At 69.3% G+C, this 23,507-nt stretch carries 15 protein-coding genes and 1 pseudogene; 11 read left to right on the top strand and 5 right to left on the bottom strand.

Annotated elements, in window-relative coordinates:
* Positions 1-55 precede the first annotated feature (55 nt).
* The 7 genes from AB0C01_RS13900 to AB0C01_RS13930 all read left to right on the top strand — a co-directional run bounded on the left by AB0C01_RS13900 (position 56) and on the right by AB0C01_RS13930 (position 13,333).
* Positions 56-2,944 (top strand): glycoside hydrolase N-terminal domain-containing protein, encoded by a 2,889-nt coding sequence (locus AB0C01_RS13900; protein ID WP_357571276.1) that lies wholly within the window; start codon positions 56-58, stop codon positions 2,942-2,944.
* A gap of 370 nt (positions 2,945-3,314) precedes the next feature.
* Positions 3,315-6,170, top strand: a complete 2,856-nt coding sequence (locus tag AB0C01_RS13905) for a glycoside hydrolase N-terminal domain-containing protein (RefSeq protein ID WP_357571277.1) — start codon at positions 3,315-3,317, stop codon at positions 6,168-6,170.
* Between the two features lie 227 nt (positions 6,171-6,397).
* Complete coding sequence (locus AB0C01_RS13910; protein ID WP_357252303.1) at positions 6,398-8,539, top strand: molybdopterin oxidoreductase family protein; 2,142 nt, start codon at positions 6,398-6,400, stop codon at positions 8,537-8,539.
* Positions 8,540-8,554: 15 nt separating this feature from the next.
* Positions 8,555-8,902: a molybdopterin oxidoreductase gene (locus AB0C01_RS13915; protein WP_357571278.1), complete on the top strand. Its 348-nt coding sequence runs from the start codon at positions 8,555-8,557 to the stop codon at positions 8,900-8,902.
* Positions 8,902-11,559, top strand: coding sequence for a nitrite reductase large subunit NirB (nirB, locus tag AB0C01_RS13920; protein ID WP_357571279.1), 2,658 nt, complete (start codon positions 8,902-8,904; stop codon positions 11,557-11,559). The genes AB0C01_RS13915 and nirB overlap by 1 nt, the downstream gene beginning before the upstream one ends.
* Complete coding sequence (locus AB0C01_RS13925; protein WP_357252315.1) at positions 11,559-11,888, top strand: Rieske (2Fe-2S) protein; 330 nt, start codon at positions 11,559-11,561, stop codon at positions 11,886-11,888. The genes nirB and AB0C01_RS13925 overlap by 1 nt, the downstream gene beginning before the upstream one ends.
* A gap of 53 nt (positions 11,889-11,941) precedes the next feature.
* Positions 11,942-13,333 (top strand): nitrate/nitrite transporter, encoded by a 1,392-nt coding sequence (locus AB0C01_RS13930; RefSeq protein WP_357252318.1) that lies wholly within the window; start codon positions 11,942-11,944, stop codon positions 13,331-13,333.
* 16 nt (positions 13,334-13,349) lie between these two features.
* Here the strand turns inward: AB0C01_RS13930 and AB0C01_RS13935 are convergent, their stop codons facing one another.
* Positions 13,350-13,976, bottom strand: coding sequence for a TetR/AcrR family transcriptional regulator (locus tag AB0C01_RS13935; RefSeq protein WP_357571280.1), 627 nt, complete (start codon positions 13,974-13,976; stop codon positions 13,350-13,352).
* Between the two features lie 211 nt (positions 13,977-14,187).
* On the opposite strand from AB0C01_RS13935, the gene AB0C01_RS13940 reads away from it, so the two are divergent.
* Together AB0C01_RS13940 and AB0C01_RS13945 are read left to right on the top strand one after the other, a co-directional pair.
* On the top strand, positions 14,188-15,120 hold the full coding sequence (locus AB0C01_RS13940) for an NADP-dependent oxidoreductase (RefSeq protein ID WP_357252324.1): 933 nt from the start codon (positions 14,188-14,190) through the stop codon (positions 15,118-15,120).
* A 102-nt stretch (positions 15,121-15,222) separates the two neighbouring features.
* On the top strand, positions 15,223-16,203 hold the full coding sequence (locus tag AB0C01_RS13945) for an aldo/keto reductase (RefSeq protein WP_357571281.1): 981 nt from the start codon (positions 15,223-15,225) through the stop codon (positions 16,201-16,203).
* 57 nt (positions 16,204-16,260) lie between these two features.
* Here the strand turns inward: AB0C01_RS13945 and AB0C01_RS13950 are convergent.
* The 3 genes and pseudogenes from AB0C01_RS13950 to AB0C01_RS13960 all read right to left on the bottom strand — a co-directional run.
* A pseudogene (locus AB0C01_RS13950) lies at positions 16,261-16,314 on the bottom strand (hypothetical protein); the annotation flags it as partial.
* Positions 16,315-16,451: 137 nt separating this feature from the next.
* Complete coding sequence (locus AB0C01_RS13955; RefSeq protein WP_357571282.1) at positions 16,452-17,129, bottom strand: hypothetical protein; 678 nt, start codon at positions 17,127-17,129, stop codon at positions 16,452-16,454.
* Between the two features lie 11 nt (positions 17,130-17,140).
* On the bottom strand, positions 17,141-17,473 hold the full coding sequence (locus tag AB0C01_RS13960) for a hypothetical protein (protein ID WP_357571283.1): 333 nt from the start codon (positions 17,471-17,473) through the stop codon (positions 17,141-17,143).
* Between the two features lie 77 nt (positions 17,474-17,550).
* Here AB0C01_RS13960 and AB0C01_RS13965 point away from each other — a divergent pair, with 77 nt between their 5' ends.
* Positions 17,551-18,729 (top strand): epoxide hydrolase family protein, encoded by a 1,179-nt coding sequence (locus AB0C01_RS13965; protein ID WP_357252335.1) that lies wholly within the window; start codon positions 17,551-17,553, stop codon positions 18,727-18,729.
* A gap of 234 nt (positions 18,730-18,963) precedes the next feature.
* On the opposite strand, the gene AB0C01_RS13970 is transcribed toward AB0C01_RS13965, so the two are convergent.
* Complete coding sequence (locus AB0C01_RS13970) at positions 18,964-21,672, bottom strand: RICIN domain-containing protein (protein ID WP_357571284.1); 2,709 nt, start codon at positions 21,670-21,672, stop codon at positions 18,964-18,966.
* A gap of 562 nt (positions 21,673-22,234) precedes the next feature.
* Here AB0C01_RS13970 and AB0C01_RS13975 point away from each other — a divergent pair.
* Positions 22,235-23,365: a LacI family DNA-binding transcriptional regulator gene (locus AB0C01_RS13975; RefSeq protein ID WP_357571285.1), complete on the top strand. Its 1,131-nt coding sequence runs from the start codon at positions 22,235-22,237 to the stop codon at positions 23,363-23,365.
* The last annotated feature ends 142 nt before the right edge of the window (positions 23,366-23,507 follow it).

The raw sequence follows: 23,507 nt of genomic DNA on the forward strand, positions 1-23,507 counted from the left end.
GGGCGCCGGACGACATGACGCCCAACCTTCAGCCTCGGCTCGAAAGGAACTCCTGATGACGGACCTGCCCGTGAGCCGTAGGCGCCTGCTCGCCACTGCCGCGCTGACCGCCGGCTCGGCGACCCTGATCCCGGCCGTGGGCGCCGGACGGGCCGCCGCCGCTGCACCCCAGGTCACCCTGCCCGAGCGTGGGATCTACGACGCGACCGCAGCGACAAACTGGACGGACGGGTTCCTCACCGGCAACGGTGAGTACGGCGCCGTCCTGTACGGAACGCCGACCCTCGAAAAGGTGATCTTCAATCATCATCGCTTCGTGCTGCCCAACGGCAGCCGGGGCGTGACCCCGCCAGTGATCTCCGGGCGACTGGCCGGCGTACGAGACAAGGCGCTGGCTGGTAACTACGCCGGAGCCAACACGGACTTCGCGGCCGGCTGGAGCCTGCGCTGGACCCAGACCTACCACCCCGGCTTCGAGTTGCAGATCAGCACGCCCGGCATGACCACCGCCAACGGGTACGCCCGCAGCACGGACTTCCGGACCGGGGAGGTCACCTCCACCTGGACCGACAGCAACGGCACCTGGACCCGCCGCGCCTTCGCCTCTCGGGCCGACAACGTCGTCGTACACGAACTGACCCCGGCATCCGGCCGCTCGATCGACGCGACCCTGAGCGTCAACACCTCCCTCGCCGGTGTCCCCGGCTCGGTCCGTTTCACCACCCTGGCCAGCGTCATCGACGGTTCGGGTTACCTGAACCTGCGGGGCACCTACCCGTCCGGGCAGGGCGCGTTCGGCTTCGAGGGCGTCACCCGGGTCGTCGCCACCGGTGGCACGGTAGCCGCGATCGGGTCGAGGATCGTCGTCACCGCGGCAACCAGGCTCCTCCTGCTGACCAAACTCGACAGGTACGAGTCACCCACGGCCTGGGACAGCAAGCCGTTGCACGCGGCGCTGGCCGCGGTGCGCGCCGACTATGCCGAGCTGCGGCCCCGGCACGTCACCCTGCACTCGGCGATGTACGACCGCTCCCGCCTGGACCTGAACGTCTCTGCCGCCGACCGGCAGCTGTCGACCACCGAGCTGATCGCCCGGCAGAACGCCAACCGCAACATCATCGATGTGGCCCTGCTGGAACGGCTCTACGACAGCGGCCGCTACCTGTTCATCAGCTCCAGTGGCGTACTGCCGCCGCGGTTGACCGGAATCTGGGCCGGCACCTGGAATGGCGCCTGGGCCGACGATTTCACCACCGATGCCAACATCAACCTCCAGGTCGCCGGCGGCAACATTCTCGACCTCACCGATGCCATGCAGGGCTACTTCAACCTGATCCTCGGCCAGCTCGCGCACTGGCGCACCAACGCTCGCAACCTGTACGGCGCCCGCGGCTTCCTGGCCCCATCACGAACCGACGGCGAGTACGGATACATGCTGCACTTCGACCCCGGCTTCCCCGGCCAGTGCTGGACCGGTGGCGCCGACTGGTTGCTCTACCCTCTGCTGGAGTATTACCAGGTCACCGGGGATCGGACGTTCCTGGCTGAGAAGCTGGGACCGGCGCTGATGGAGCTGGCGCTGTTCTACGAGGACTTCCTGACCCGCACCGACTCGGCCGGCCGTGTGGTGTTCGTGCCGTCGTTCTCGATGGAGAACTCGCCGGCCAGCACGAACGTCCTGCTGGCGATCAACGCCACCGGCGACATCCAGGCCGGCAGACACGCCCTGCGGGCGGCTGTCGAGGCTGCCAACGCGCTCGGTGTCGAACAGGGCGCCGGCCAAGGCGTCGCACGCTGGACGGCCCTGCTGGCGAAGCTCCCGCCCTACACCATCAACGGCAGCGGCGCCCTCGCCGAATGGTCCTGGCCGGGCCTCACGGATCGCTACAACCATCGGCACGTCCACCACCTGTACGGCGCGTGGCCCCTGCACGAGATCAATCCCGAGGAGGCGCCCGGGCTGGTCACCGCCGCGCTCAGGGCCCTGGCGCTGCGCGGTGACGAGAACACCTCTGCGCACGGCAGTCTGCATCGAGCCCTCGCCTCCGCTCGACTCAAGGACGGTGCCGGCGTCTACAGCAACCTCCGGAAGATCATCGGCAACAACATGCTCTTCCGGTCGCTGATGACAGCACACAACCCGAATCTGGAGACCTACAACGCCGATGCGGCCAACACCCTGCCGGCCGTGCTCAGCGAAGCGCTTGTGTACACCAGGCCCGGCGTCATCGAGCTGCTGCCCGCCGTGCCCGGTCAGCTCGCCAGGGGCACCATCACCGGGGTCCGCGGCCGCAACCAGGTCCGCATTCACAGCCTCTCCTGGGATCTTCCCGGTCGCTCGGTAACCGTGGTACTCACCTCGACGATCACCCAGGCGATCACCCTCCTCAGCCGGCGCGGGATGGCATCCATCACCACGTCCGCGACGGTCACCCCCTCGCCGCTCGGTCCGCAGGCCCGGGTGATCTCGTTGACGGCCGGGCAACAGATACAGGTTGTCGTAGGTCTGCCAGCCGCCGCCGGCGGCGTCGTTCGACTGGTCAACCGGCGCAGCGCAAAGGTGCTGGACGTCAACGGCGGCTCCACCGCGGACGGGGCAACTGTCATCCAGTGGCCGTGGACCGGCGCGGCCAACCAGCAGTGGCGGCTGCTGCCCAACAGCGATGGCTCATTCCGGCTGGCCGGTGTCAAGAGTGGGAAGGTCCTGGACAGTCCAGGTGGCTCGGGCCAGGGCGCGGCACTCGTTCAGTGGGCCGACAACGGCGGGCGTAACCAGTGGTGGAATCTCGTCCCTGCGACGACCAGCGGATATTACCGGTTCGTCAACGTGAGCAATGGCTGGTGCGTCGGGGTCGAAGGCGGCTCCACCGCAGACGGCGCCAGGGCGGTCCAGCAACCGGTCAGCAGCGAGATCAGCCAGGAATGGCAGATCCTTGATGCCTGAGGCGGAAGGTGCCGGGTCGGCCGCGGGTCCGGCCGGCCCAGAGGGTACGTCTGACCTTTAGGCGATCGCCCGCAGTCGATCGCCTCCTGCGCGTCGACTGCGCAGGAGGCACGGCGCGAACGGTGTGGACTGAGCTTATGAGCCTCTGCCCGGTCGGGACGACAGCATCGCATTGTGGTCCCACGGCAACGCATTGACCACCTTTTATCTCTGTTGTTAACATGTGACGTCTGACGATTGGTGAACGCCGTAACACCCTAGAAAACTCAGGCGACGTCCTCGTCAACGTTCCGCTTTCCCTGCCCTGCGATCGTCAAGGCCGGGGCAGCTGGGGCCGCCGTGCGTCGCTCGGCTGCACGAAGGAGACAAGATGTCTGAAGTGACACGACGGAAACTTCTCGGCGCCGGGGCGGCGGGAGCTGGTGTCATGCTGCTGCCGGGTTGGACCGCAGTCGCTCGGGCGGGGTCGACCGCACCCTCACAGGTGCTGGCAGCCAACGACATGGCGTTGTGGTACGACGAGCCGGCGGGTACGGATTGGTTACGGGCTCTGCCGATTGGCAACGGCCGGTTGGGCGCGATGGTGTTCGGGAATGTCGACACCGAGCGGCTGCAGCTCAACGAGGACACCGTGTGGGCCGGTGGCCCGTATGACTCCGCCAACACCCGCGGTGCGGCCAACCTGGCGGAGATTCGGCGGCGGGTCTTCGCCGATCAGTGGACGCAGGCGCAGGATCTGATCAACCAGACCATGCTGGGCAGTCCGGTCGGGCAGTTGGCCTACCAGCCGGTCGGCGACCTGCGGCTGGCTTTTGGCAGTGCCAGCGGGGCGTCGCAGTACCAGCGGACCCTCGATCTGACCACGGCCACCACCACTACCAGCTACGTGCTCAACGGGGTGCGGTTTCAGCGTGAGGTGTTCGCCAGCGCACCGGACCAGGTGATCGTGATCCGGTTGACCGCCGACCGGGCAAACGCGATCACGTTCACCGCCACGTTCGGCAGCCCGCAACGGACGACCGTGTCCAGCCCGGACTCCGCCACGATCGGCCTCGACGGTGTTTCCGGCAACATGGAGGGCATCACCGGGCAGGTCCGGTTCCTTGCTCTGGCCAATGCCGCCGTGAGCGGCGGTACGGTCAGCAGCTCCGGTGGCACGCTGCGGGTCTCCGGCGCGACAAGCGTCACCCTGTTGGTGTCGATCGGGTCCAGCTACGTCAACTACCGGACCGTCAACGGCGACTACCAGGGCATCGCGCGGCGGCACCTCGCCGCGGCGCGCACCATCGGCTTCGACCAGTTGCGCGGCCGCCATGTGGCCGACTACCAGGCGCTGTTCAACCGGGTGTCGATCGATCTGGGACGCACGACGGCGGCCGACCAGACCACCGACGTACGGATCGCGCAGCACGCGAGCGTCAACGATCCGCAGTTCTCCGCGCTGCTGTTCCAGTACGGTCGCTACCTGCTGATCTCCTCCTCACGGCCGGGCAGCCAGCCGGCGAACCTGCAGGGGATCTGGAATGACCAGATGGCTCCCTCCTGGGATTCGAAGTTCACGATCAACGCGAACCTGCCGATGAACTACTGGCCGGCCGACACCACCAACCTGGCCGAGTGTTACCTGCCGGTCTTCGACATGATCAAAGATCTGACGGTGACCGGCGCCCGCACCGCTCAGGCGCAGTACGGCGCGGGGGGTTGGGTCACCCACCACAACACCGACGCGTGGCGCGGCTCGTCGGTGGTCGACGAAGCCCTGTGGGGAATGTGGCAAACCGGCGGCGCCTGGCTGGCCACCATGATCTGGGATCACTACCAGTTCACCGGAGACGTCGAGTTCCTGCGCGCCAACTACCCGGCCCTGAAGGGCGCCGCCCAGTTCTTCCTCGACACGCTGGTCAGCCACCCGACGCTCGGCTACCTCGTCACCAATCCGTCGAACTCGCCCGAGCTGCGGCATCACACGAACGCCAGCGTGTGCGCGGGGCCGACGATGGACAACCAGATCCTGCGTGACCTGTTCAACGGCGTCGCACGGGCCGCCGAAATCCTCAACGTGGATGCCACCTACCGCGCCCAGGTACTGACCGCCCGGGACCGGCTGCCGCCGACGCGGGTCGGGTCCCGCGGCAACATCCAGGAATGGCTCGCCGACTGGGTGGAGACCGAGCGGACTCACCGGCACGTCTCCCACCTGTACGGGCTGCACCCCAGCAACCAGATCACCAAACGCGGCACACCCCAACTGCACCAGGCCGCACGACAGACCCTGGAACTGCGCGGCGACGACGGCACCGGCTGGTCACTCGCCTGGAAGATCAACTATTGGGCCCGGCTGGAAGAGGGCACCCGCGCCCACAAGCTCCTCCGCGACCTCGTACGCACCGACCGGCTCGCACCGAACATGTTCGACCTGCACCCGCCGTTCCAGATCGACGGCAACTTCGGCGCTACCGCCGGCATCGCCGAAATGCTGCTACAGAGCCACGCCGGCGAACTACACCTCCTGCCCGCCCTACCATCCGCATGGCCAACCGGGCAGGTCACCGGGCTCCGCGGCCGCGGCGGATACACCGTCGGCGCCGCCTGGAGCAGCAGCCGAATCGAGCTGGTCGTCACTCCCGACCGCGCCGGACCCGTCCGCGTTCGCAACCGGATCTTCGCCGGCACCTTCGAACTGCGCGACGAGACGAGCGGCAGCGCCGTCCAGCCGACGCGGATCGAGGCCGATCTGGTGGAGTTCACCGGCCAGGCCGGCCACACCTACCGCGCGTCCGGAGTCAACTCGGGGCCGGTCGAAACTGGTGCGTACTACCGGCTCGTGGCCCAGCACAGCGGTAAGGCGGCCGACATCAACGGTGCGTCCACCGCCGCCGGCGGGTTGCTGATCCAGTGGCAGAGCTCCAGCGGACAGAACCAGCAGTTCGAGTTTCTGCCGGCAGACGCGGGCCACTTCCGGATCAGAGTGCGGCACAGCGGCCTGTTCCTGCAGGTCGCCAGCAACAGCACCGGCGCCGACATCACCCAGCAACCCGACGCGCCCACCGCCGCCAACCAGCAATGGCGGGTCGACGACCAGGGCGGCGGGGTGGTCAGACTCATCAACCGGCAGAGCGGTCTGGCAATGGACGTTTGGCAGGCTTCGACCGCCGACGGTGCCCGCATCTCTCAGTGGACACCCGGCACCGGCGCCAACCAGCGATTCAAACTCCAACGAATCTAGCGGCTGTCTCACAGCTACAGATCGCGCAAGGGCAGGTTGGTCCACTGCGCGTCGATGTGTCGGGTGTGTTGTCAGCGCCGCCTCAATCGCGGCGCTGACACTCACTCGGCGAGTGATCGTGGTGGCGGTCATGGCGCGGCGGTGCCGACCGGGTGTGGTGCCCGAGGGTCGCAGAGCGTTACGACCCCGGTATGGATCGGAAACAGTGCCGGGCAAGCATCGGACGCGTGAGCACATCGCCCATAGTCGATACGCACTGCCCCTACTGCGCCATGCAGTGCGGGATATCCCTGACGATCGGCGACGGGCCGCCTCGGCTGGCGCCCACCGAATTCCCGGTCAACAGGGGCGGTCTGTGCGCCAAGGGATGGACGGCTGCCGACCTTCTCGACCACGGTGACCGGCTGCTGAGCCCGCTCGTCCGTAAGGATCCCGCCGACCGCACCAGCCCGTTGCGACCGGCAGGCTGGGACGAAGCCCTGGACCGCATCGTCGACGCCATCCGGGCCAGCCAGGACCGGTACGGCCCGGACAGCGTCGGGGCCTTCGGTGGCGGCGGGCTGACCAACGAGAAGGCGTACGCGCTGGGCAAGTTCGTGCGGGTGGCGCTGCGGTCGGCGTCGATCGACTACAACGGCCGGTTCTGCATGTCGTCCGCGGCGACCGCCTCGAACCGCTCCCTCGGGATCGACCGTGGCCTGCCGTTCCCCCTGGCCGACATCGCCCAGGCGCAGGCCGTGCTGCTGGTCGGCGCGAATCCGGCGGACGCGCTGCCGCCGTCCATGCAGTACTTCGACGCCGGACGGGCCGCTGGTGCGCGGCACATCGTCGTCGACCCCCGCCGCACGACCACCGCGGGGGGCGCTCACCTCCACCTGCAGCCACTGCCGGGCACGGACCTCGCACTGGCGAACGGGCTGCTGCACATCGCGATCCGCGAGGGCCTGGTCGACGAGACGTACGTGCGCGACCGCACGAGCGGCTTCGACGCGGTCCGGGCCACCGTGGCGGCGTACTGGCCGGACCGGGTGGAGCGGATGACCGGCGTGCCGGAACGGGACCTGCGGGAGACGGTACGGCTGCTGGCGACCGCGACGTCGGCGATGGTGCTCACCGCTCGCGGCGCCGAGCAGCACAGCAACGGCACGGACACCGCGCAGGCGTACCTCAATCTGGCCCTCGCCCTGGGCCTTCCCGGTCGGCCCTTCTCCGGCTACGGCACGATCACCGGGCAGGGCAACGGGCAGGGTGGCCGCGAGCATGGGCAGAAAGCCGATCAACTGCCCGGCTACCGGCGCCTGGACGACCCCGCGGCGCGCGCACACGTCGCGGCCGTCTGGGGCATCGACCCGGACGAGCTGCCCCGGCCGGGCCGGTCGGCTTGGGAAATGCTCGACCGGCTCGGGACCGACGACGGAGTACGTGTGCTGCTCGTGCTCGCCAGCAACATCGCCGTGTCGGCCCCGCACGCCAACCGGGTGATGGACCGGCTGCGGGCGCTGGACCTGCTCGTCGTCTCCGACATCTTCCTCTCCGAGACCGCAGCCGTGGCCGACGTGGTGCTGCCCACGGCTCAGTGGGCGGAGGAGGAGGGCACGATGACGAATCTGGAGGGGCGCGTCATCCGCCGCAAACAGGCCCTGTCGCCGCCGCCGCAGGTCCGCACCGACCTGCGGATGCTCGCCGACCTCGCCGGCCGGCTCGGGCGCGGCCGCTACTTCGACGACGATCCGCGCCGCGTCTTCGACGAGTTGCGCCGGGCTAGCGCCGGCGGCACAGCCGACTACGCCGGGATCACGTACGAGCGTATCGAGGCGGAGCAGGGGGTCTTCTGGCCGTGCCCGAGCGAGGACCATCCCGGGACACCACGGCTGTTCACCGACCGGTTCCCGACCGCCGACGGGCGGGCGAGGTTCTTCCGGGTGGAGCACCGCGATCCGGCGGAAATGCCCGACGCCGACTATCCGTACGTGCTGACCACCGGCCGCAACATGCAGCAGTACCAGAGCGGCAACCAGACCCGCCGGGTCGGTGCCCTGACCATGGCGCTGCCGGACGCCCGGGCCGAGCTGCACCCGGACCTCGCCCGGCGGCACGGCATCGCCGACAACGACGTGGTGGAACTGCGCAGCCGACGCGGGCGGGCGCTCTTCCGGGCGCGCCTCACCAACGGCATCCGCCGGGACACCATTTTCGCACCGTTCCACTGGGCCGGCAGCTCCGCCGTGAACGCGCTGACCGACCCGGCGCTGGACCGCCATTCGCGGATGCCGGCCTTCAAGGCCTGCGCGGTGTCGATCGCGCGCGCGGGCGGCCCCGACGACACCGACCTGTTGACCAACCCACCGCCCAATCCAGCATCTCTTTGAGCAAGGAGCCTCGCTGTGCACACCACTCCCCGTTTCCTGCAAGGCGTCTACAGCTTCGAGGGCAAGGGTCTCGACCGGCCCGGCCTGGTCGACAGTTCGCTCAGCTACGTGGTGCCGGGCGGCGTCGTCGCCCAGCCGGTCTACTTCCGGGGCGGCAATGCCAGTGATGAGTTGATCTGTGTCCTGCTCGTGCGCGACGGCCAGCCGATGCGGTACTTTCCGATCGGCGCGAAGTCCGACGTCCACGTGCCGCTGCGGGTGGTCGAGGACCTCGACTCCGGCACCGGTCTCGAGGTGCACGTGGCGGCGCCCGCCGGGGTGTCCGGCACCGTGATCGTCGACCTGGGGCTGGTCGAGGTCTGATGGACGCCGTCGACAAGCGCCGGCGCCTCGTCGTGGTGGGCAACGGGATGGCCGGCGCCCGCACGGTCGAGGAGATCCTCGAACGCGGCGGGGGCGACCAGTTCGCCATCACGATGTTCGGCGAGGAGCCATACGGCAACTACAACCGCATCCTGCTCTCCAACGTGCTCTCCGGGGTCGACGACGAGGCGGGCATCTTCCTCAACGACATGTCGTGGTACGCGGAGAACGGCATCACCCTGCACACCGGCACCCGGGTCACCCGCATCGACCGCTTCGCGCGACGGATCTACGCGGACGACGGCACCGAGACGCCGTACGACAAGCTGATCATCGCCACCGGCAGCCGGGCGTTCGTCCCGCCGATTCCCGGCCTCCACCGCCCCGGGCGCGGCTACCACCAGGGAGTGTTCGCGTTTCGCACCATCGACGACACCCGCAACATGATCCGGTACGCCCGAGAGCACGAGCGCGCGGTGGTGATCGGGGGCGGCCTGCTCGGTCTGGAGGCCGCCCGTGGCCTGCAGAACCACCTGGCCCACGTGACCCTGGTGCACGCCGCCGGCCATCTGATGAACGCTCAGCTGGACGCGCAGGCGGGCGCGATCCTGCGGCGCAGCATCGAGCGGCTCGGCATTGAGGTCGTCCTCGGCGCGCACACCACCGAGGTGCTCGGCAAGCACGCCGTGACGGGGGTCAAGCTCAAGGACGGTCGGACCATCGCCTGCGACGTCGTCGTCGTGGCCGCCGGCATCCGGGCGAACGCCGAGATGGCCGCGACCAGCGGGCTGCCGGTGGAGCGGGGCATCGTCGTCGACGACCAGATGCGCGTGCAGGACGAGGTCGACATCTACTCGGTCGGCGAGTGCGTCCAGCACCGCGGCGAGACGTACGGCCTGGTGGCTCCGCTGTGGGAGCAGGCGCGAGTGCTCGCCGACCACCTCACCGGGACGAACCCGAACGCGGCGTACCACGGCTCTCGGCTGGCCACGAAGCTCAAGGTGGCGGGCGTGGACGTCGCCTCGATGGGCCTGAAGGAGGCGGAACGCGACGACGACGAGACGGTCGTCTTCGCCGAGCCGCGCAAGGGCGTCTACAAGAGCATCATCATCCGCGACGACCGGCTTGTCGGCGCGACTCTCCTCGGCGACGTGCGGAAGGTCGCGTTCCTCATGCAGGCCTTCGACCGTGGGCTGGCCCTGCCGAAGGAGCGGGTCGAGATGTTGTTCGACCTCGGCACGCCGTCGGCCGACGTGAGTGCCGCGGAGCTCGGCGACGACGTGCAGGTGTGCAACTGCAACGGCGTCACCAAGCGGGCGCTGGTCGGCACCGTGCAGGGCGGCGTGAAGACGCTCACCGGTGTCATGGACGCCACCCGTGCCGGCAAGGGCTGCGGATCATGCAAGGGCCTGGTCGCCCAGATCGTCGAGTGGGCCGCTGACGGCAAGGTGGAGGACGACCCGGCCGCGAGCTGGTACGTCCCCGGTGTGCCGATGCCCAAGGCGGAGCTGATGGCGGTGATCCGCGAACACGGCCTGAAATCCGTCTCCGCCGTGTTCGCCACCCTCGTGCCCGGCCGCGAGGAGGACGCGAAGAGCAAGATGGGCCTGGCCTCGCTGCTGCGGATGATGTGGGGCGACGAGTACGTCGACGAACGCGACGCCCGCTTCATCAACGATCGGGTGCACGCCAACATCCAGCGAGACGGCACCTTCTCGGTCGTCCCCCAGATCAAGGGCGGCGTGACCACACCGGCACAGCTCAAGCGGATCGCTGAGGTGGCCGAGAAGTACTCCGTACCACTGGTGAAGATCACCGGCGGGCAGCGCATCGATCTGCTCGGCATCCGCAAGGAAGACCTGCCCAAGGTGTGGGCGGACCTCGACATGCCGTCCGGGTACGCGTACGGCAAGAGCTTCCGTACGGTCAAGACCTGCGTCGGCTCCGACTTCTGCCGCTTCGGTGTCGGCGACTCCACCGCTCTCGGCATCGCGATCGAGGACCGGTTCAAGGCCATCGAGGGCCCCGGCAAGATGAAGCTGGCCGTCACCGGCTGCCCCCGTAACTGCGCAGAGGCGTACGTGAAGGATCTTGGTGTGGTCGCCATCGACGGCGGCAGGTGGGAGATCTACGTCGGCGGGGCCGCCGGCGCCCACGTCCGCAAGGGAGACCTCCTGGCCGTCGTCGACTCGCCCGACGAGGTCATCACGCTGACCGGCCGGTTCCTGCAGTACTACCGAGAGAGCGCGAACTGGCTGGAACGCACGTACGCGTGGGTGCCCCGGCTGGGCATCGACCACATCCGGGCGGTGGTCGTCGACGACAGCGACGGCATCGCGGCGCGGCTCGACGCGGCCATGGCTGCCTCCGTGGCCGCGTACCGGGACCCGTGGCTGGAACGGCGCGACCCGGTCACTCCGGGGCAGTTCCGCACCTCCCTGCCGTTGGCGGTCCTGCCTCAGGTGCCGGTCCGCGAGCCCGTACCGGTCCCGGTCCCGGGGCCGGTGGTCCCGTCGATCGGCTCCGCGGTGCCGGGGGGTGACTCGGCCGGCGTGCCGGGGGGCGACTCGGCCGGCAACGGACACGGTGGCAACGGCCACCAGGGGCGCGGCGACAACGGGAACGGCGCCGGTCCGGCATCCGCGAGGCGGTCGTGATGGCCAGGCTCGTCGCCGTCGAACACCGGCTCGGGCCGGTCGACGAGATCCCCCTCGGGGAGGGGCGTGCCTACGCCGTGGGTGACGACATGATCGCCATCTTCCGGCTGCGTGATGGCAGCCTGCGCGCGGTGTCGGCGGTCTGCCCGCACGCCGGCGGGCCGCTCGCGGACGGCCTGGTGGACATGAGGGTCGTCGTCTGCCCCCTGCACCAGAACACCTTCGAGTTGGCGACCGGCCGTTCGACCACCGGACAGCCCCCACTCACCGTGTACCCGGTCCGCGCCGACGCCGACGGACGCCTGGTGGTGGGTCTGCCGCCGGCCTGAGGAGCGAACCAAGCACGGTGTCGAGCGGACCGAGGACTCACCTGGGAGGAACCATGACCACGGCCGTTCCCGGCAGTATCGAGCAGGACCGGCGCAGCCTGACCCTTCGCGGACACTGGATCGACGACTGGCGGCCCGAGGACCCCATCTTCTGGGAACGCCAGGGATCCCGCATTGCCCGGCGCAACCTGATCTTCTCCATCTTCTCCGAACACATCGGCTTCTCCATCTGGACGATGTGGTCGGTGCTGGTGCTGTTCCTCGGGCCGCAGTACGGCATCGATCCGGCCGGGAAATTCCTGCTCACCGCCGTGCCCGCACTGGTCGGCTCGGTGCTGCGGATCCCGTACACCCTTGCCGTGGCCCGGTTCGGCGGCCGCAACTGGACGATCATCAGTGCGTCGCTGCTGCTGGTCCCGAGCCTGCTCGGTGCCTTCCTGATCCGGCCCGGCGTCTCGTACGCGACGATGATGCTCATCGCCGCGCTGGCCGGCGTCGGCGGCGGGAACTTCGCCTCCTCGATGGCGAACATCAACGCGTACTACCCCGACCGGCTCAAGGGCTGGGCGCTCGGCATCAACGCCGGCGGCGGCAACCTCGGCGTCGCCGCGGTCCAGCTCGTCGGCCTGTTCGTGCTGGCAGTCCTGGGGACGGCCAGTCCCGGCATCGTCGCCGGCATCTACCTGCCGGCGATCGTGCTGGCCGCACTCGGTTCCGCGATGTTCATGGACAACCTCAGCCAGGCCCGCAACGAGAAACGGGCCATGCGTGACGTCACCCGCGAACCGCACACCTGGATCATGTCCCTGCTCTACATCGGCACGTTCGGGTCGTTCATCGGCTTCGGGTTCGCCTTCGGCCAGGTCCTTCAGGTGCAGTTCGCCGACACCTTCAACACCCCGGTGAAGGCCGCGTACCTGACGTTCCTCGGACCGCTGCTCGGCTCGCTCATCCGTCCCGTGGGCGGTGCCCTGGCCGACCGGCTCGGCGGGGCCCGGGTCACCTTCGCGAACTTCGTGGCGATGGCGGCCGGCGCGTCGACCGTCCTGCTCGCCTCCCAGCAACGTTCGCTGCCGTTGTACCTGCTCGGCTTCATCGCGCTGTTCGTGTTCAGCGGCATCGGCAACGGCTCGACGTACAAGATGATCCCGGCGATCTTCCGGGCCAGGTGCGGCGTACGGGTGACCGCGGGCGGCGCGGCCGACCCGCACGACCGGGCGGCGGAGCACGAGGCTCGGCGCCTCTCCGGCGCGCTCATCGGCGTCGCCGGTGCCATCGGCGCGTTCGGCGGAGTCCTCGTCAATCTTGCCTTCCGGCAGTCGTTCCTGACCTACCAGAGCGCGGATGCGGCCTACGTCGCCTTCATCGCCTTCTACGCGGTCTGCTTCGTCCTCACCTGGTACGTGTACCTGCGCCCGTCACCCGGGAGGCTTGAGGGCGTCTGACAGCCGGCGGAGACGCTCAGAGGTTGAGGCGCAGCAGGTCGTCGAGACCGCTCTTGAGCACGTCGGTGCCGAGGCCGCGCTCGCGCAGCTGGTAGCTGATCAGGGTGGCCGAGACCGGCGCGAGCAGCGCGGCCGCGACGTAGTGCGGGTCGACGTCGGGGCGCGCCTCGCCGAGCAAACCGGCAAGGTGGGTGTGGTAGATCATGTACGGCCCGCTGCGGTATCGCGCCACCGGTGAGCTGGCCTCGGTGACCAGCAGCATTTCCAGCTGCGCCTCCACCCGGTCCACCAGTGCATGCAGGAAGGCATGGATCCGCTCGGCCGCCGGCGCGCCGGGGCCCAGCGGCGGCGGGCCCTGCAGGAAAGCGGCCTGGAAGGTGGCCTCCTCCTCGTCGAGCAACGCGAAGATCAGTCCGGCGCGGTCGCCGAAGCGGCGGTAGGCGGTGCCGGTGCCCACTCCCGCGGCCCGCGCCACCTCGTCGAGGGCCAGCGCCTTGACGCCCTCGGTGGCGACGATGCGCGCGGCGGCGTCGAGCATCTTACGGCGGTTGCGGGCGGCGTCGGCGCGTTCGATTCCCGGTTGTCCCGCGACCGGCAGTGTCGCGGGGACCGGCGTCGCTGCCGTCTCCGGCTCTCCAACCACCCGACAGTCCTCTCTCCCGCGGCCACGCCTCCGGCAGCCGGTGCGCCCGTCCGCCCATTCTGCCGTGACCTGCGCGCTGTCGCGGCAGTGTAAGCAGTTCTTCGCAGGTCGAGGCCAGCGGTGCGGCGACGTTGCAATCGGAAACCTTTCCGGATAGCCTTCCCGATTAAGTGGAACACCTTCCATTTAGACCGCAGAAAGGCCCGTCACCATGAAGGCACTCGTCGCACCTTCGTACGGTCCGATCGACCAGCTCACCATCGCTGAGCTGGCCAAGCCGGCACCCGGGCCGGGACAGATCCTGATCAAGCTGCGAGCGGCAGCGCTCAACCCGCTCGACGTCAAACTCGCCACCGGAGTGATGCGCGAGATGATGCCGGTGTCGCATCCGTTCGTGCTGGGTCTGGACGCGGCCGGCACCGTAGAAGCGGTCGGTGAGGGCGTCACCCGATTCACCCCCGGTGACGAGGTGGTGGCGTTCACCCACCCGGTCGCCGGCGCGGTCGCGGAGTACACGTTGGCCCTCGACGGCCCCGAGGTGGTGGCCCGGCCGGAGACGCTGGACCCGGTGGACGCCGCTGCTCTGCCGGTGGCCGCGATGACCGCGGCCGCCATTGTCGAGCAGGCCGGGCTGAACAGCGGCGACTCACTACTGGTGGTCGGTGCGACCGGGGGTGTCGGCTCGTTCGTGGTGCAGCTCGCCGCCCAGGCCGGCGTCCGCGTGGTGGCGACCGCGCCGCCGTCGGACGCGGACTACGTGCGTGGCCTCGGTGCCGCGGTGACCGTCGACTACACCTCCGGCGACACGACCGAGGAGGCGCTGCGCCACGTTCCCGGCGGCGTCGACGTCGCCGTCGATCTGATCAATGCCGGTCCCGCACTGGCCGGAACCGCAGCCGCTGTCAAGCGCGGTGGGCTGCTCATCTCTCCGGCCGGTGGTCCGCCGGTCTTCGACCGTGAGGTGCGCGCCTCGTACGCCCACATCGAGGCCACCAACGGCCTGCTGCAACGGATCGTCGAGGCGACCGCATCGGGTCGGCTGCGGGCCGAGGTGAGCGCCCGGTTCCCGTTTGCCGAGGCGCAGCGCGCGGTCGCCGAGTTCGCCGGCAAGCACACCCGCGGCAAGGTCGTCATCACCTTCTGACCGTTGCCACCACGGCGCCCGAGCGGCAAGGAGACCCACGGTGTACGACACATCCCGAGGGCAGTAGTCCGTCGTCATCTCCTCACCTGGAAGGAATCGCGGATGCATCACCGCGTGCTCGGCCAGAACCTGACCACCTCCGCTCTCGGCCTCGGCTGCATGGGCATGAGCGAGTTCTACGGTGACCGCGACGACAATGAGTCGGTCGCCACGATCCACCGGGCGCTGGAGCTCGGCGTCACCCTGCTCGACACCGCCGACATGTACGGCCCGTTCGCCAACGAGGAGCTGGTCGGCAAGGCCGTCGCCGGCCGCCGCGAGCACGCGGTGATCGCCACGAAGTTCGGCGTGGAACGCCGCCCCGAGGATGGCCATTTCGGCATCAACGGTCGCCCTGACTACGTGCGCCGGGCCTGCGACGCGTCGCTGCGCCGGCTCGGAGTGGACCACATCGACCTGTACTACCAACACCGCGTCGATCCGCAGGTGCCCATTGAGGAGACCTGGGGCGCGCTGGCCGAGCTCGTCGCGAGCGGCAAGGTGCGCCACCTCGGCATTTCCGAGGCCCCGGCGGACCTGGTGCGCCGGGCTCACGCTGTGCACCCGGTGACCGCCGGACAGTATGAATACTCGCTGTTCAGCAGGGAGCCGGAGACCGAACTGCTGCCCACCCTGCGCGAGCTGGGCATCGGGCTGGTGGCGTACTGCCCGCTCGGGCGAGGGCTGCTGACCGGCGCGATCAGCGACCTCACCCAACTGGAGGCCGACGACTACCGGCGCGGTACGCCCCGTTTCCAGGGCGACAACCTGCGCCACAACATGGAACTGGTAGCGCGGGTGCGCGAACTGGCCACCGCCAGGGACGTCACCGCCGCCCAGCTGGCACTCGCTTGGGTGCTCAGCCGCAGCCCCGACGTGGTGCCGATTCCGGGCACCAAGCGACGTCGCTACCTGACAGAGAATGTCCAGGCACTCGACGTCGAGCTGACGGAGGCCGAGCTGAACGCGATGGACGCGGCCCTGCCGCCCGGCGCCGCGGCCGGCGGCCGCTACCCGGAGCAGCCGCCGCTGGCGCGACGCTGAATCGGATCGGCCGGGCACTGTGCCCGGCCCTCCGGGCCGTGGACAGCCGATCATCGGCTTGCCGAAGACCGGCATGAGCTGTTTCGACACCGCACGGGTGAGCGGCCACAGCCGGCTCCCGGCCGCCGCGGGATGTGCACTTACTCGGACCGGACGAGACCGGCTCCACCGGCGACGAGGGTCTTCACGCTCCGGGAGTTAAGGGCTCGCCGCGCGGCATCGCGCGCCGGTCGGACGGTGGCTAGGTCCTACGGGTGGCGCAGCCGCGAGGTGAGGAGCTCGTCCAGTTCGGAGCCGAAGTCCTTCGCGCCGACGAGACCCTCGTAGACCAGGGCGACCTGTCCCGGCCGCAGGTCCGGGGTCAGACAGTAACTCAACAATCCGCCGTCCGAGCTGATCTGCAACAACCGGGTCGACTCGATGTCGGCCTCCCAGCCGTCGATGCCCTCCGGCCAGTCGCTGAGGTCGGCCAGCGTTTCCATGTGCCGGGGGCGTACCGGCCCGTACGACAGCCGGTCGCCCGAGACGAAGCCGGCGTGCACCTCGCGCAGAAAGACCCGCAGCGGCTCGGGGAAGCTATCCCAGAACGGTGGCGGTTCACCGAAGCTACGCGGGTCGTAGCCGACCCAGCCGACGGACCCGCCGTCGTCCGCCCGTCCGACGTAGACCAGCACCGGGCAGTCATCGGTAGTAGCAGCCTGGACGTCGACGAAACGCGTGCGCAGCGCCTCGGCGAACCGGGGCAACAGATCGAGCAGACCCCGGTTCCACAACGCCGCTGCACTGCGGCATCGGTTCGCCGGATCGGTGGAGCGCGCGATCGGCCACCACTGCGCAGGAATCCGGGACAGTTCGGCCGAATCCGGGCCGACGAAAGCCAGGGACCAATTCTCCAAGCCGACCCTGACCTCGACCGGATCCGTCACGTCACTCCCCGTCAACCCTGACTCTTCAGCAGCCGGTCGATGATAGCTCGCAACTGCTCGCTGACCTGGTCGGCGAGGGAGACCTGCTCGTCTCTCCACTTCGGATCGGCCATCGCCATATCGGCCACGCGGCGAGATTGCGGTGACTTGTTGACGCTGTCCGACAGCCACTGAAGCCCGGCATATTGACGATCCGTTCCGGCGAGACGATGTGGTCGGGCGAGGCCTTGGAGTCGCCGTCGGCGTTCGTCCCAATGACCTTCGACCGGGGGTACGCCGGGTCTGGCGCACCGACGACCGGTCTCCACCACCAGAAGCTTGTCGACGTACGCGGAGGTTGTCATGATCCGTCCATGACAACAACTCATGGCACGGATGGCGGTGCCGTCACCGTCCGTAGCGCGGCGAGGCGGTGCGGCTCATGATTCCCTCGTCGCAGGACCCGACGAGTGTCGAGCCGTTCCGGGTGCACGCCAGCCCTGAGGAGTTGGAGGACCTTCGCGCGCGTCTGCGCGCGACGCGCTGGCCGGACGCGCCGGAGGACGCTGGGTGGTCGCTGGGCACAGACATCACCTATCTGCGCGAACTCGTCGACTACTGGGCGGAGGAGTTCGACTGGCCGGCGCAGGAGACCGCTCTCGCGCGCCTGCCGCGCTTTCGCACGCGGATCCGGGACATGGGCGTCTCGTTCATTCGTGCGCGTGCCGTCGCGCCAATTGGGCCGGTGCTGCCGCTGGTCCTCTGCCACGGATGGCCGGACTCGTCGTGGCGCTACGAGAAGGTGGTGCCCCTGCTCACCGACCCCGGGGCGCACGGCGCGGACCCGGCCGACGCCTTCGACGTGGTCGTGCCGGACATGCCGGGCTTCGGGCACTCGGACCGTCCTGCGGGAGGACCCCTCGACTCGATCGCGGTCGCCGACCTGTGGGCCGAGCTGATGACCGCGCTCGGTCACGCGAGTTTCGGTGCCGTGGGAGGGGACATCGGCAGCTCAGTGAGCCGCTATCTCGCCCTGAACCATCCCGAGCGAGTCGTTGCCGTGCATCGCATGGAGGCCAGCCTCCCGGTTCTCACCGCCGTTGACCTCGCCCCGGAGGAGCGGGCCTGGCTCGACGCCGCCGCCGCGTGGAAGGCAAGCGAAGGCGCGTACGCCGCGATGCACCGCACCAAGCCGCAGACCGCCGCTGTGGGGCTGACCGACTCACCCGCCGGACTGGCCGCCTGGATCGTCGAGAAGCTGCGGTCGTGGAGCGACTGTCACGGCGATATCGAGCGGAGCTTCACCAGGGACGAGATCCTCACCCTGCTCACGCGCTACTGGCTGACCGGAACGATCGGCTCGTCGATGCGCATGTACGTCGCCAACGCCGCGATCCCGCCGGAACAACACGCCCGCAGGGTCGACGTACCGTCCGGCTTCGCGCTCTTCCCCGGCGACACGCTCCACCCGCCGCGGGCCTGGCTCGAGCGCACGGCCAACGTCGTGCGCATCACCGAGCTCGACCGGGGTGGCCACTTCGCGCCCTTCGAGGAGCCCGAGCTGTACGCGCAGGAGCTGCGCGAATTTTTCCGGCCCTACCGTTCGGTCGGCCGGACCTGACCAGGCCCGCGTGGGCTACCACCGACCGTCCGTGCACTCAGCCGCGACGCCCGGGCCTGGCTCACGTACAGGTAGCGAGCGGACCGGGCCCGCGTCTGTTCGGATCGGTAGCTCGTGTCCCACAGTGATTGGATCGCGGCCGACTCGGGGGCACAAACCGTGCCCCCGAGTCGGCGCGACAGTCGGCGGCCCGTTCTACCGGCGGCCGAACTTGACACTCACCTCTGCTACTGGTCAGGCGGGCACGAACTGCCACTGCTGGTTGGTCCCGCCGTTGGCGGTCCACTGCACGACCTGCGCCCCGTCGCTGGTCGAGGCACCGGAGACGTCGGCTGCCAGTCCGCTGCCGCGGGCGACGATGGTGTAGTAGCCGTTACCGGTGGGCCGCAGGTACCACGACTGGTTGGTGCCGCCGTTGGCCGACCACTGCTGTAGTTGTAGGCCGGCCGTGGTGCTGCCGGCGTTGACGTCGAGCATCTTTCCGGAGGCGGTGTAGCGCAGGGTGTAGGCGTCCTGGGTGGTGCTGATCGTCCAGGTGGGGGTGCCGCTCTGCTGGACGGCCTTGGCGCCGTCGGCGGTGGAGTTCCCGGCGATGGCGAGGGGTTTGCCGCTGTTGCGGTTGACGATGCGGTAGGTGCCGGGAGTGGGTCCGGTTCCGCCGCTTCCGCCGAGGGTGAAGTACTCGACCGAGTCGGTGAAGGTGGTGCTGCCGGCCTTCGTGGTCGACAGCTGTAGGTACACGCGGCTGCCGGTGGCGGGGGCGGTGAAGGACACCGGTTGGGTCACCCGCGTGCCGAGTGGGATGGTCAGGTTGGTGTTGCCGGACGCGACGACCGCGCCGGTCGGGCTGTCGAGCCGGGCGGTCCAGGCCAAGGTCACCGAGGTGTTGGTGAGGTCGTCGTTGAACACGGTGATGTTGCGGGTCACCGTGGCGCCGCGGGCGTAGCTGGGCACCGCCTGCGGCAGCGGGAAGGTGCCGTTCGCATCCGAATTGCCGGAGGCGGACCAGTACGGGAGGTCGATCGCGGCCACCGGGTTGAACGCCGCCTGCACCCGCTGGATCTGCGGGTTGCTCCACGGGTCAGGCAGATTGTCCACGCCGTAGATCGGGTGACCGCCCTCCTCCGGGGTGAAGTCGGTGGACCGCACGCCGGGCACCACGCTGGCCCAGGCGGACAGCAGGGTGTACGGACGCAGGTCGGTGGCGCCCTTGCCGCGCTTGGCAGCAGTCGCGGTGGCGAACCACTCGAAGCCCTGCTTGTTGTTGCAGGCCGGCCAGATGAACTCGCCCTCGCCGTCGGGCCGCCCGTTGACGGTGACCAGGCCCTCCCCGTACCTGCCGAAGCCATCGACGTAGTGCGGGATCACCGCGAAGTTGGCGTACGTCATCCCGGGATACAGGCTGACATTGTTGCCGACGCCCACCTCGACAATGATCGGCCGGGTGCCGTCGGCGCCGTTCATCGCCGCGTACAGGTCCTTCTCGAACTGTTCGGAATCCTGGCCGCTCTGGTTCGGCTCGTTGTTCTGACTCCAGCGGATGATCGCGGGGTGATTGCGGTCGCGCAGGACCAGCGCACGGGCGTGGTTGATCATGTTGTCGCGCCCGACGGAGTTCTGCCACTCCTGCGAGGATTGGGAGCCGCGAATCGCGACCTCGTCGATGATCATCAGGCCCATCTCGTCGGCGACATCCAACATGTACGGGCTTCCGGGCTCCTGGTGGATGCGCACCACGTTGTAGTTCAGCCGCTGGTAGTTGTCCACCGCCTGCGGCCAGCCGCCGTTGCCGGACGACGGGGGCAGGAAGCCGGGCAGGGTGTGGTACGCGTCGCCCTTGCCGCCGTTGTTGATCCGGTCATAGTCGGCACCCTGGAGGTTGTCGCCGCGGAAGTTCACGCGCACGCCGTTGAGGTAGTAGTAGTCACCGTTCTGGGTGGCCTCCCGGAACCCGAACCGGTACTCGGCGTCGCTCGTCCGGCCGTCGTCGGTGACGGCATGCACCGCCAGCCCGTGCAGCTGCGCCCGGTACCCGGACCGGTACGGCACGTTGGGCCACCAGTACGAGGTGCTGTCGAGGTTCCACGCGACCGGCCCGACGGTCACGGTCGCGGTCGAGCGGGCCGCCACGGTGACCGTACGGCTGGGCAGTGCCGGGTAGCTGAAAGCCGTTCCGTTGCTGGACGACAGCGACCCGGTCAACGTCACCGACCGGGAACTGCCCGACGTGTTCCGCACCGTCACGTCGTAGGTCAGCGTCTTGTTCGCCACCGACGTACGCACGAATGTGTCGCTGACGTACACCGCCGGGTACACCCGCAGGAACGCGGACCCGAAGATTCCCTGCGGGACAGCCTCGGACCACGTGGCGGCGTCGGGCACCAGGTACCGGCCGTTGGATGCCTTCAACGCGCCGCGGCCCTTCACGTTCACCGTGATCGTGTGGGTGGTGCCGGGCGCCGCGTATGCGCTGATGTCGAAGTTCGACGGGGTGAACGCCGTCGTCTGGGTCGCCACCACGCGGCCGTCGACCGACAGTGTCGCCTGGTGGTTGACGGCGCCGAACTCGATCCAGGTCGACTGCGGCTGCCCCGAGTCCGGCACGGTGATGCTGCGCGAGTACACCGCCTCGTTCACGGTGGTGAAGCCCTGCTTGTACCAGCCGCCACCGGGTACCGCGATCGTGGTCGCCCCCCGACCCGCGGGCGTGAAGTTCCACGTCCCGGCCAGGTCGACCGAGGTGAGCGCGGCGTTGCCGGCCGCCACACCGTCAAGTCCGGCGGCCGCGACACTCTGCGTCGCGACCGGCGCGGCCAGGGCCGACCCGGGGGTCGCCAGGGTCAGACCACCCAGCGTCAGAGGCAGGGCGAGGGCCACCGTCGCGGCCAGCCCTCTGGCCAACGCCGACAATCGGCCACCCCAGTGGACGTTCGTACGATGCACGGTTACCTCCTGTGACTCACCCGACAGCTCCGCAACACCGGTTCAGAGCACAGCCTCAGGGCCGAGACTCGAATCGATTCGACAAATCTGCCGGCGTCGCCGACCACCCGGGAAGGGTGGCTGCGGCCCAGATACATAGGTATGTATTTAATGGGCGTATCGCGCGTGAAGTCAAGGTTTCAAGGCGGTTACTTCCTGCTCCTGGCGCCTCACGAGCTTCGAGTGGCCGCCGATAATACGACCCTTCCGGAGTGCTGGGCATCGCGCTCAGGCACTCCGTGTCGCCGGCCCACCGACGCGGCACCGATCGAATAGCGAACCGATTCGCCCCTGCGGTCCCGGCTGCGTGACGCGCTGAAGACGTGGACAGCACTGTGGTCCTCGGTGAAGTCGGCGGGCGGCCCGGCCTGACTTGTTCGCTTCGAAAATGGAGTTAGGGTGCTGGTAAGTAACGCGCTTCGCCCACGTTACGAGCGGGTTGCGGGCTCGTGACGGCGAGTGTCTGACTGCGTAGACATGACTGCGCAATCATACAGGACGATGGCTGGCGATGGGAGGTGCCGTGACGCGACTGGCGAGGCCGGGTGGAAGCCCTCCGACGCCGCGCAGCGTGGACGTCGCGCGGCTGGCCGGCGTCTCCCAGAAGACGGTGTCCAGGGTCCTCAACGACGAGCCGTATGTCTCGGCCGACGTGCGCCGGCGGGTCCTGGACGCCGCCGAGGAACTCGGCTACCGGCGCAACCAGGCGGCCCGGGCGTTGGCCTCCGGGCGGACCCGGTCGATCGGCGTGGTGACGCTCGGCAGCGCCTTGTACGGGCCGGCGTCGTGGCTCATGGGCATCGAGCGGGCGGTTCGGGAGGTGGGCTACACGCTGCGGGTGGTCACCACGATCGAGGGCGACCCGGGCGGCATCGCGAGCGCCCTGGCGTCGCTGCTGGACCAGGGCGTGGACGGCGTCATCATCTCCGAGCCGATCGACGAGGGCGTCGGCCTCATCAGCGTCGACGTGCCGGTCCTGGTTCTCGGCGCGCCGCCCACCTTCACCGCGCCGCAGGTGGTGACCGCCAGGGTCGGCGCGGGCCGGCTCGCGCGGGCCGCGACCGAGCACCTGCTGGAGCTGGGGCACGCGACCGTCCATCACCTGGCCGGCCCGCAGCGGTGGTATTCGGCACGGGATCGTCTCGCCGGCTGGCGCGAGGCGCTGCGAGCCCACGGCGCGGACGAGCCGCCTGTCGTCGAGGGCGACTGGTCGGCCGCGTCCGGCTACGCGGCGGGCCGGGAACTGGCCGGCGACGGCACCGTGACCGCGGTGTTCGCCGCGAACGACGACATGGCGATCGGGCTCATCCGCGCGCAGCTCGAGGCCGGGCGCCGGGTGCCCGAGGACATCAGCGTCGTCGGGTTCGACGACATCCCGGTCGCCGCCTACGTCACTCCCCCGCTCACCACCATGCGGCAGCCGTTCGACGAGGTCACGCGGCAGGGCCTCGCGCTGCTGGTGCAGGCCATCGAGAAGCCGGACGTCGAGCTTCCACCGGCAGCCGACCAACCGGTCGAGCTCGTCGTCCGCGCCTCGACGGCGCCACCACCGCCCCGGCCGATCCCGGGACGTGGCCGCCGAGCGATCCCCCATGCCCACGGTGGCCCGCACGGTCAGCCCGCCGACAGCGGAGTCTCATCCACCCAGCCCTGATCAGCGTCGATCCGTCCACCTACGGCGGCACGTCACCCGAGACCCGCACCGGCCCACCACCAGCCCTCGCCCGGCCAGCACCGCCATCGGCACCGCCCTCGCCGCCGTCAGCACCAGCGCTGCGGCGAGCAGCACAAGTGCG

Origin of the sequence: Micromonospora sp. NPDC048905 (assembly GCF_040649655.1) — a bacterium.
Classification (GTDB): domain Bacteria; phylum Actinomycetota; class Actinomycetes; order Mycobacteriales; family Micromonosporaceae; genus Micromonospora.